This window comes from Baekduia sp. (assembly GCF_035318805.1).
GTDB lineage: Bacteria > Actinomycetota > Thermoleophilia > Solirubrobacterales > Solirubrobacteraceae > Baekduia.
In genome coordinates this window covers 1-9,678 of record NZ_DATHDY010000101.1, presented here as the reverse complement: position 1 = coordinate 9,678, position 9,678 = coordinate 1, and the positions used below count along the sequence as shown (strand labels likewise).

11 protein-coding genes are annotated in these 9,678 nt (G+C 71.8%); 5 read left to right on the top strand and 6 right to left on the bottom strand.

The features are described 5' to 3' along the window. Positions 1-14 precede the first annotated feature (14 nt). From VK501_RS21595 to VK501_RS21585, 3 genes are read right to left on the bottom strand one after another with little or no spacing between them, the layout of a single operon-like run. The gene (locus tag VK501_RS21595; RefSeq protein WP_324341088.1) at positions 15-887 is read right to left on the bottom strand and encodes an alpha/beta hydrolase; all 873 of its coding nucleotides are present in this window, start codon (positions 885-887) and stop codon (positions 15-17) included. 14 nt (positions 888-901) lie between these two features. Next, positions 902-1,438, bottom strand: coding sequence for a GNAT family N-acetyltransferase (locus tag VK501_RS21590; protein WP_324341086.1), 537 nt, complete (start codon positions 1,436-1,438; stop codon positions 902-904). Between the two features lie 34 nt (positions 1,439-1,472). After that, positions 1,473-1,943 (bottom strand): HIT family protein, encoded by a 471-nt coding sequence (locus VK501_RS21585; RefSeq protein ID WP_324341084.1) that lies wholly within the window; start codon positions 1,941-1,943, stop codon positions 1,473-1,475. A gap of 32 nt (positions 1,944-1,975) precedes the next feature. Here VK501_RS21585 and VK501_RS21580 point away from each other — a divergent pair, with 32 nt between their 5' ends. Then, positions 1,976-2,542, top strand: coding sequence for a hypothetical protein (locus VK501_RS21580; protein WP_324341082.1), 567 nt, complete (start codon positions 1,976-1,978; stop codon positions 2,540-2,542). A gap of 58 nt (positions 2,543-2,600) precedes the next feature. Beyond that, positions 2,601-3,242, top strand: coding sequence for a M15 family metallopeptidase (locus VK501_RS21575; protein ID WP_324341080.1), 642 nt, complete (start codon positions 2,601-2,603; stop codon positions 3,240-3,242). 83 nt (positions 3,243-3,325) lie between these two features. Here VK501_RS21575 and VK501_RS21570 read toward each other — a convergent pair whose 3' ends face one another. Further along, on the bottom strand, positions 3,326-4,156 hold the full coding sequence (locus VK501_RS21570) for an SDR family oxidoreductase (protein ID WP_324341078.1): 831 nt from the start codon (positions 4,154-4,156) through the stop codon (positions 3,326-3,328). Positions 4,157-4,351: 195 nt separating this feature from the next. On the opposite strand from VK501_RS21570, the gene VK501_RS21565 reads away from it, so the two are divergent. Further along, on the top strand, positions 4,352-5,026 hold the full coding sequence (locus VK501_RS21565) for a LysR substrate-binding domain-containing protein (RefSeq protein WP_324341076.1): 675 nt from the start codon (positions 4,352-4,354) through the stop codon (positions 5,024-5,026). 40 nt (positions 5,027-5,066) lie between these two features. On the opposite strand, the gene VK501_RS21560 is transcribed toward VK501_RS21565, so the two are convergent. Continuing rightward, the gene (locus tag VK501_RS21560) at positions 5,067-5,993 is read right to left on the bottom strand and encodes a cupin domain-containing protein (RefSeq protein ID WP_324341073.1); all 927 of its coding nucleotides are present in this window, start codon (positions 5,991-5,993) and stop codon (positions 5,067-5,069) included. A gap of 103 nt (positions 5,994-6,096) precedes the next feature. Here VK501_RS21560 and VK501_RS21555 point away from each other — a divergent pair, with 103 nt between their 5' ends. Both VK501_RS21555 and VK501_RS21550 read left to right on the top strand, forming a co-directional pair. Then, on the top strand, positions 6,097-7,161 hold the full coding sequence (locus VK501_RS21555; protein WP_324341072.1) for an FCD domain-containing protein: 1,065 nt from the start codon (positions 6,097-6,099) through the stop codon (positions 7,159-7,161). 203 nt (positions 7,162-7,364) lie between these two features. After that, positions 7,365-8,486 carry a substrate-binding domain-containing protein gene (locus VK501_RS21550; RefSeq protein WP_324341070.1) on the top strand — a complete coding sequence of 374 codons (1,122 nt, stop codon included), beginning with the start codon at positions 7,365-7,367 and terminating at the stop codon, positions 8,484-8,486. On the opposite strand, the gene VK501_RS21545 is transcribed toward VK501_RS21550, so the two are convergent. Further along, a partial coding sequence (locus VK501_RS21545; protein ID WP_324341068.1) for a sensor histidine kinase occupies positions 8,483-9,678 on the bottom strand: 1,196 nt, incomplete at its 5' end. The two genes, VK501_RS21550 and VK501_RS21545, sit on opposite strands and share 4 nt — an antisense overlap.

The following is a 9,678-nucleotide window of genomic DNA, read 5'->3' as shown; positions in this document are numbered from 1 at the left end:
GCGTCAGGCGACCGTCACCGGCCGGTGGTGTGCCGCAGGATGGCAGGGACGACGAGGTCCCACGTGGCTCGTGGGAAGTACTCGTGCCCGGTCTGCTCCAGGGCGAGCAGCTCGGCGCCGGGGATCTCCTGCGCCAGCGCGCGCCCGTGCGCGTAGGGGAAGCAAGGGTCCTCGGTGCCGTGCACGACGAGCGTCGGAGCGGCCACCGCTCCGAGTCGTCGCCTCCAGGGACCGCCTGCCTCCAACATGAAGGGGTTGGTCAGGCTTGACGCGATGTCGACGCTGCGGTCGAAGACGCGCCCCGCGAGATCGCGCATGGCCGCTTCGTCGAAGGCGCGCGAACGGGCTGCGAACGGGCGCTCGGCGTCGACGACGTACTCGATCACGGCCGCGCGATCAGCCCAGTCGGGCTCCGGCGGCTCGTCGGCGAAGAACGCCCGGAGCTCCTCCGACATCCCGGGAAGGTCGGGACTCTCATGGCTCGGGTCACCAGGCGTCGACGAGGCCAGGGTCAGCGTGGCGACCCGATCGGGATGATCGAGGGCCAGCACCTGGCCGATCGCCGCGCCGAGCGACATGCCCACGACATGGGCGTTCCCCACGTCGAGGGCGTCGAGCAAGCCCACGGAGTCCGCTACCAGGTCGCGGAGTCCGTACGGCGGGGCACCACGCTCGTACGTCACCGAGCGGCCGGCGTCGCGCAGGTCGTAGCGCACGACGAAGCGGGCGCCAGCCGCGAGACGGCCGCACAACTCCTCCTCCCACGAGAGCATGGAGCTGCCCGCCCCGTGGATGAGGAGGATCGCGGGGTCGGCAGGATCACCGAACGTCTCGACGCAGAGGTCGACTCCGTTGGCCTGGACGGTGTGATCGCCTGAAGTCCGCACCTGCTCTCCCCTGCTCAGTCGAACCAGTATCGGCGCTTACGAGTGCCGTCGCGATCTAGGCGTACGTCTTCGAACGTCCCGTTCAGTCGGGTGAGGACGCCGGCAGATGCGGCGTTGTCGACGTCGCACGTGACCAGCACGCGCTCCACCCCCTCCGCACGGGCGATGACCAGCGCCTGGCGGAGCATCTCCGTGGCGTATCCGCGGCGCCGGTGGTCGGGCCGCACCCCGTACCCGATGTGGCCGCCGACTTCCGCGAGGTACTCGTTCAACTGATGGCGGATCGAGACGCGTCCCACCAGGTCGTCGTCGACCTGCGCCACCAGGAACGTGGCGGGCACACGGTCTGCCGGCACGGCACGACCATGCCGGAGCTGCGCGAGCATCTCGACATACCCCGACCACGCCTGCTCGGGATCCCAATCCAGCAGGAACGCAAATCCCTCGGGAGCCAACTCGGCGTGGGCCCTCTGCGCCTCGCGTTCATCGCTGGGGCGCAGCGGCCGCAGACGCAGGTTGCCGGGCTCGGCATGGACGGCGCCCACGCTCACTGCCGTACCCCGATGCTCACCGGTCGCCGCCGGATCATCGCCCGTGCTCCACCGCCCGCCGCAGCGCCGCTACATCGGCCATCAGGCGATCGTCCGGCATCGGACCTGAGTCCGGATCGGGGAACGGGAACGGCCAGCCGGGCCGCGGGTCGTCGGCGTAGCGCGGCACGATGTGGGTGTGGAGGTGCGGGACCGTGTTGCCGAGCAGGTCGTAGTTGAGCTTGACCGGCTGCAGGACTGCCTCGAGCGCGCGGCCGACCTGGAGCACCTCGCGGCCGTAGGCGGCCGCCTCGGCGTCGGTGAGCTCGGTCGGCTCGGCGACGTGGCGTCCGCGCCAGACGACCATGGAAAGGCCGCGCTGGATGTCGGCGCGGACGAGGTAGGCGTCGGACACCGCGCCCGAGAAGAAGCGCACGCCGCTGGGGGTGGCCTCGGGCCGGCCCTCCTCGCACGCCGGGCACCCGTCGCCGGCGCGCCACGCGTAGAACTGCTCAGGCCACTGCACCGGACGAGACTACCGAGGGTAGGATCCGGTCCATGCCCGAGAGCGCTCACGAGATCCACGCCCGCGCCGTCGACGCGCTGCGCGCCCCCGCGGTCCAGGAGTGGGCCACCTGGCCGTTCGAGGGGCCGGTGCGACCGCACCCGCTGTCGGCGCCCGGTCCCGAGCCTCACCGGGACGGCGAGGGCGGCGTCGACTGCACCGCCTGCGCCAAGCCCGACAGCGACTACGTGTGGACCGACGACAACTGGCGGCTCATGGCGCTCGAGCCCAGCGGCCTCCCGATCATCCTGATCCTCGAGCCGCGCTCCCACCACGACGGTCCCGCCGACCTCCCGGACGACCTCGCGCGCGAGCAGGGGATGATGCTCGGCCGCATCGAGCGCGCCGTGCTCTCCGTCGGCGAGATCGGACGCGTCCACATCGGCCGCTGGGGCGAGGGCGCCGCGCATCTGCACTGGTGGTTCATCGCGCGGCCCGCGGGCCTGCCGCAGCTGGCGAGCAGCATGGCCGAGATCTGGGACGAGGTGCTGCCCCCGACCCCGCAGGAGGTCTGGCGCGGGAACGTCGCGCGCGTCGTGGAGGCGATGCGCCAGGCTTGACGGGCGGCGCGCGAGGACTCCGGCGCGGCGTCCGCGACGAACGTAGACTGAACGCGCCGTGATCGGTGTCCTCGCACTCCCAGCCGTGCTGTTCGCGCTCGGGTCGTTCCAATCCTCGGCCACGCCGTTGTCCGAGCCGGTCCGGGCCGAGCTCAGGGCCGGAGGCTTCTGGCACCAGGGCTGCCCGGTCGGACTGTCGGACCTGCGAGTGCTCACGGTCTCGCACTGGGGCTTCGACGGGCGCGCCCACACCGGGCGCCTCATCGTCAACCAGAGCGCCGCGGGTCCGCTCGCCCGCGTGTTCCGGCAGCTGTACCGCCTGCATTTCCCCATCCGTCACCTGCGTCTCGCCGACGTCTACGGACCGAGCCGCGACCGCCCCCAGGACGGCGATGTCAGCGGCTCGTTCGAGTGCCGGCAGGCGGTCCCGTCGCCCTGCACGGGCGGGAGCGGGACCGGCACGTGGTCGATGCACGCCTACGGCCTGGCCGTGGACCTCAACCCGGTCGAGAACCCCTACGTCGGCTGCGGCCAGAGTCGCGACCCCGCGGCCCAGCGATACCGGGACCGCTCCGAGCACCGCCGCGGGATGGTCACCCGCCGCGTGATCGAGGCCTTCCGGGCGATCGGCTGGGGCTGGGGCGGCGCCTGGACCGGCAACACGAAGGACTACATGCACTTCTCGTCCACCGGGCACTAGGAGCGTGGGTCCTGACCCGGCGCGGGTTTCGCCCCCTGGGCGAAGACCCGCAAGGGAACCTGGCCCTCTGGGCCAGTGTTCCCCTAGCTCCCGCCCTGCGCCAGCTCCGAGACCGGCTGCCACTCGCGCCAGGTCGCCAGGCGGCTGTCGTAGTCCTGCTCGGCGATGCCCAGCGGGGCGCTGCCGAAGAAGACGCGCAGCGGCGGCTCCTCGGCATCGACGATGCGCATGACGGCTTCGGCCGAGGCCGTCGGATCGCCGGCCGACTGCGCACCATGTGCTCGCCGCTGCTGCGAGGCCTCGTGGGCCTCCCGGTAGGCGTCGAGCGCCTCGGCGTGCCGAGCCGACGAGCCGCCCCAATCGGTCGAGAAGCCTCCTGGCTCGATCAGCGTCACGTTGATCCCGAAGCCCTTGACCTCCTGCGCAAGCGCCTGGCTGAGGCCCTCCAACCCCCACTTCGACGCGTGGTACATCCCGATGCCCGGAAACGCCGAGATGCCGCCGATCGACGAGACCTGCAGGAAGTGCCCTGACCCCTGCTCACGCAGGAACGGCAACGCGGCCTGCGTCACCCACAGCGCACCGAACAGGTTGGTCTCGATCTGCTCCCGAGCGTCCTGCTCGCTGAGCTCCTCCACCATTCCGAACTGTCCATAGCCCGCGTTGTTGACCACGACGTCGAGCCGCCCGAAGCGCTCGTGCGCGCGCCGCACGGCGTCGAACACGGCCTCGCGGTCGGTCACGTCCAACGCCATGGGCAGCAGCGTGTCTCCGTGCTCCTGCGCCAGGTCGTCGAGCGTGCTGGGATCGCGCGCCGTCCCGGCGACCCGATCGCCCCGCTTCAACGCCGCGCTGGCCCACTCGCGGCCGAAGCCGCGCGAGGTTCCGGTGATGAACCATGTCTTGCTCGCCATGTGGTTCAGCGTAGCCGCGGGTCGCTGGTCGCACGCGGGACTGCTTCAGGCGGGATAGGCCGGACGACTCATTCGACAAGACGGCGAACCATCGGGCCCCGCGTCGCGCGGCTTGACATGAGACCCGGCCGCCCTACAGGCACGTAGGGCAGATGACGCAGAAGCCGGTGGCCACGAGTCGCGTGAGGGCATGACATGAAGTCGCTCAGGATCGCATTCGACGCTTTGCCGCTGGGCCGCTGGGGCCCGCTCTTCCACGTGCTCCGCCGGCAGCACCCCGACACACGTCTGCAATGGCGGCGCACGGCGTTTCCCACGTGGGAACGCCTCCTGCTCGAGACCGCAGACGTCGGGCTGTTCGTGGAACCGCCGCGAGAGCCGGGCCTCAGCGCGCTGACGATCGAGACCAGCCCGATGTTCGTTCTCGTCGCAGTCGGCCACCCTCTCGCGCAGAACAACGACCTGCACGTCGCCGACGTCCTCGATCAGCCGTTTCCCGGCAGCCCGACGGTCCATCCCGAATGGCGCGCGTTCTGGACCCTCGACGAGCAACGCGGCGGCGCCGCGCTCCTGACCAGCGATCGCGTGGAGAACCCCGACGACGAGCTGACGGTCGTCGCCTCCGGCCGGGCGATCGCCACGATTCCCGCAACCCTCGCGGAGGCCATGCCGCATCCGGGCGTCCTCGCCATCCCGCTGAGCGACGGGCCGCTCGTCTCGACGCGCCTCGTCTGGCGTTCCGATGACGAGAACCCGGTCGTCCGCTCCCTGATCAGGCTCGCCGCGGAGATCACCGGCAACGGCCGACCGGACTCGACGCGGAGGGCGCGGTCGACGCCCGCGCCGCCGGCGGCTCGACTCAACGCGTGATTGCGCTGATCGCACCGCCGCAGCCGGCGTGACCGCGCGATCACTGCTCGTGGAAGAACCGGATGTCGAGCGTGCGCAGATACGTGTGCAGGCCGGCGTCCTGGATCGGGATGAGGTGCGCGGGCGCCCCCGACTCGTTGACGTGCGCGTGCCAGAGGCCGGGCGGGGTCACGAACGCCGACCCTCGCTCCCAGTCGGCCCGTCGCGGGTAGCGGATGTTGCCCTCGTCGTCGAGGTCGCGGCCGATCAGCGTGTAGCAGCCCGGCTCGCAGTCGATGATGAAGTCGAGGGCCACCGACTCGTGGCGGTGCGGGAGCTGGACGGCGCGCTCGGGCAGCACGCCGAGCATCGTCCACAGCACGTGCGTGATCGTGCGCGTCTGCTGGAAGTTGCGGTTGGCCAGCAGCACGCTGACGCGGCTGCGCCGCGCGGCCACCGGATCCTGCTCGACCTCGCGCAGCGCCGCGAGCGACCGCTCGCGCGGGTACAGGGTCGGCTCGAAGCGGGGCGTGCTCGCGTTCGCCCCGAGGTACCGCAACAGCGGCTCGTCGTGCACCCAGTAGAGCGCCGAGTCGGTCTCCGCGTGATGCGCTGCCGCACTGCCGGCCGGGAGTGCGAAGAAGTCGCCCTGCTCCCACCGCAGGTCGCGCTCGCCGAGGCGGCTCCGGCCGCGCCCGCGGATCACGTAGTACACCTCCGACGTCGCGTTGGGGTTCGTCTCGACGTGCTCGTCCGGACGGATGCGGACGAAGCTCGCGCACAGCGACGGGCTCGTCGCCGGGCCGTTGGAGCCCAGCTGCGAGCTGAGGTCGAACGGGATGATCCGCGACGGTCCCTCTTCGTGCAGGCGGCCCGGAAACGAGGCCAGCGGCACCTTGTTGATCAGGCCGGCCCCGATGGGGTTGGCCGCCTTCGTGTACTCGAAATACTGGGCATCCTGTGTCCAGTCCGTGTCTACCTGGATCATGAGACCGAGCCTCCTGCTTTCATAGGGCGGAAAGTGTTGGTACGACCATCGTTCCACTGGGCGAAATACGCGTCAAGGGCTCGGTCCCTAAACTTTTCTAATCGTGGAAACGCAACCTCCATCACCGCCGGTGCAGACGGTCGCCCGCGCCTTCACCGTGCTCGAGGCATTGGCCGAGCTCGGCGACGCCGGCGTGGTGGAGATCGCCCGCCGCGTCGGGCTGCATCCGAGCACCGCCCATCGGCTGCTGGCCGCGCTGATCGATGGCGGATACGCGGCCCAGGATCCGGCGACCGGGCACTACCACCTCGGCGCGAAGGTTCTCGAGCTGGCGACGGGCGCACGTACGCGAGACGGCGGCCGGCACCCGGTCGCCGACGCGCATCCGCAGCTTCTGCGGCCGGCCCACGACGGGAGCGCGAACACCGTCGCCCGTGATGCGGCAGGCGCGCCCGCCGCATCACGACGGACGTTCGAGGCGATCCTGGAGCAGGTGGAGTCCGCGATCACCCAGGGTGCGCTGAGCGCGGGCGACCGGCTCCCGTCCGAACGGGAGCTGGCCGGCAACCTGGGCGTCTCGCGCACGTCGGTACGCGAGGCCCTGCGCGTGCTCGAGGCCCTGGGCGTGGTCGAGACCCGCCGCGGCTCCGAGCACGGCGCGGTGCTCGTCGTCGACCCCGGCAACGCCTTCGTGACCATCGTGCGACTGCTCGCGGCACTGCGCCACATCGACCTCGTGGAGATCGTCGACTTCCGCGCCACGGTGGAATCCGGAGCCGTCCGGAGCCTCGCCGAGCACCCCAACGCGGAGGCGCTGACCGGACTCGAGGGGATCCTCGGCGCCATGGAGCGCGAGGACATCGCCCACGGCGAGTTCCACGCCCTGGACGCCGAGTTCCACCACATGCTCGTACAGGCGGCCGGCAACCGGCTGGTCAACCTCCTGGCCGGCGGCCTCAGCAGCACGCTGCGCCGGATCGTCACCGACGTCGGGTTCCTCGAGTCCCGCTGGACCGACGTGCGACCGCGCATCGTCAGAGAGCACCGGGCGCTGCTCGCCGCGATCCGCCGCGGCGACGCAGCGAAGGCGGCCGACCTCGCAAACCGGCACGTGCGCTACTGGGGCGACCGCGTGATCGCCCACGCGGCGCAGGCGGCTCGCCGCTGACGTCACCGGGCTCTGACCGCGCGGCTTGGTCAGACCATCCCGTTGACCAACTCCGGCCTCGGTGACCGCGAGGCTTTGCGGTCAGACCAACGGGCGGGCGGTCGAGGCAGCCGGGACTTCCGCAGGCGGCTCCGGCGCCACCTCGGCGGGCGGATAATGAGCGGGTGTCGGCGAACCCCAGGTTCCTCCGCGCGTGGTACGCGATGGCTCGATGTCGCAAGCACGTGCTGGCGGGCGTCGTGACGACCGGGCTCCTGGCCATCGGGTGCGGTGCAACGCGCGTTGGCGACGCACCACCGACCGACCCGACGGTCCGGCAGGCGCAGGCCGCGGTGGCCGCGAGCGCTCGCTCGTCGCCGACCGGCTATCGGGGACCAGCGCGCGGGCCTCGCGCCCAGCGCGGCGGTCTGGTGGTCTTCGTCGCCGGCGACCTGACCAACGGCGGCATCGCCGGCGCGGCCCTCGGCGTCCAGCAGGCGGCCGGTGCGATCGGCTGGCAACTGCAGATCCTCGACGGCCGCGGGAGCACGGCGGGACAGGCGAGCGTTCTGCGCGCCGCCTTGCGCCTCCGGCCCACCGGCATCGTCCTCGGCGGCTTCGACGCTACGGCGCAGACGCTCGCGCTGCGACGCGCGCGGGCGCTGGGCATTCCGGCGGTCGGCTGGCACGCCGGCACGCGGCCTGGCCCGGATCGGCGCGCCGGCCTCTTCACCAACGTGTCGACGAGCCCCGCGTCCGTGGCGCGCCTGGCCGCTGACTACGCGATCGCCGACTCCGACGGGACGGCGCATGCGGTGATCTTCACCGACCGCAGATACCCCATCGCCGCCTACAAGGCGGACGTCATGGCGGCGGAGATCAGACGGTGCCGTCGCTGCGCGGTACTCGACGTCGTCGACTCCCCGATCGGCCTCGCCCAGCAGCAGATGCCGTCCGTCGTGTCCTCGCTCCTGGTCCGCTTCGGGGCGCGGTTCCGGTACATGCTGGCGATCAACGGCATCTACATCGGCGGGGCGCTCGCGGCCTTCGTCGGCGCGGGCAGGCGCGGGGACGATCCGCCGTTCGCGATCGGGGCCGGCGACGGCGATGCCTCGGACTTCGAGCGGGTCCGCTCGGGGAATCATCAGACGGCGTCGATCGCCGAGCCGCTGTACCTCCAGGGCTGGCAGATCGTCGATGAGCTGAACCGCGCCCGTGCGGGGCGGCCCCCGTCGGGCTACGTCCCTCCACCGCGGCTGATCACCCGCGCCGATGTGCCGGACGGCGTGGTCTTCGATCCGCCGAGCGGCTACCGCGCGGTCTACCAGCGGATATGGGGTCGCTAGGCGTCGGCTCCCGTCACGGTGGGCGTCGCGAAGGGGATCTGAACGGTCAAGACCGTACCGGCACCCGGCTCGCTGTGCACCGCGAGCACTCCGCCCAGCGCTGCGACGCGGTCCTGGAGACCGATCAGGCCCGACCCTCGGGAGGGATCGGCACCGCCGACGCCGTCGTCGCAGACGGTGAGCGCGATCGACCGGTCATCCACCTCGACGGTGATGCGCACCTCCGAGGCGTGAGCGTGCTTGGCCGCGTTGGTCAGGGCCTCGGAGGCGACGTAGTACGCGGTCACCTCGACGTTCTCGGGCAACCGCGCGCCGGTCTGCATCTCGACCGTCACGGGGACGGGGGAGCGGCGAGCGAGCGTCTCGAGCGCGGGCCTGAGGCCACCGGACGAGAGGATCCTGGGATGGATCCCGCGCGCGATCTCGCGCACATCGTCGACCGCGCCCTGGGCGTTCGCGAGCGCCTCCTCGGCCAGCTTGGCCACCGGCCCGTTGGCGTCGCCCAGCTCCTGTTGCATCAGCTTCAGCACCACCACCGCGCTCACCAGGCGCTGCTGCGCGCCGTCGTGCAGGTCGCGCTCGATGCGCCGGCGCGCCTCATCGTAGGCCGCCACGATCCGCCTGCGGGACGCGGCGAGCTCGGCGCCGCTCTCGGCATTCGCGACGGCGGTCGCCACCAGCTCCGTGAACTGCGCCAGGCGGATCTCCGTGTCGCTGCCGGCCATGTCCGGATGCTTCCAGGCCGCCACGATCGCGCCCCACGGGCGCCCGGAGACGACGATCGGCACGGCGACCGCGGCGGCGATGCCGACGGCGAGCAGGTTCTCGGCGAGGGCGTCGGACCGGTCCCGGAGGGGATCGGTGCACTCCGGGCCCCGGCTCTGCGCGACGCGCCCCCAAAGCCGGTCGCGGTCGAGGCTCAGGTGCGTGCCGACGCCGATCTCGGCGTCCGAGGCGCCGTAGGTTCCCACGACTGAGGCGGTGCCGTCCTCGTCGTGGTAGCGCAGCAGGCGCGTGGCATCGGCGGTCAGGAGCCGGCCGACTTCGACCGCGACGGCGTCGAACAGCTCGTCGGCGTCGTGGCCCTGGGCCACCAGGGTGGCGACGCGGCGCAGCGCGGCCTGCTCATGGGTGAGCACGCGGTTCTCGGTGACGTCGCGCGCCGCGGCGTACACCAGGCCGTTCTCGGGCA

Bases quoted from the DNA above. Each gene is read 5' to 3' on its own strand.
- VK501_RS21580 (WP_324341082.1), top strand. From the start codon at position 1,976: ATGCCCGAGAGCGCTCACGAGATCCACGCCCGCGCCGTCGACGCGCTG.
- VK501_RS21570 (WP_324341078.1), bottom strand. From the start codon at position 4,156: ATGGCGAGCAAGACATGGTTCATCACCGGAACCTCGCGCGGCTTCGGC.
- VK501_RS21565 (WP_324341076.1), top strand. From the start codon at position 4,352: ATGAAGTCGCTCAGGATCGCATTCGACGCTTTGCCGCTGGGCCGCTGG.
- VK501_RS21560 (WP_324341073.1), bottom strand. From the start codon at position 5,993: ATGATCCAGGTAGACACGGACTGGACACAGGATGCCCAGTATTTCGAG.
- VK501_RS21550 (WP_324341070.1), top strand. From the start codon at position 7,365: ATGGCTCGATGTCGCAAGCACGTGCTGGCGGGCGTCGTGACGACCGGG.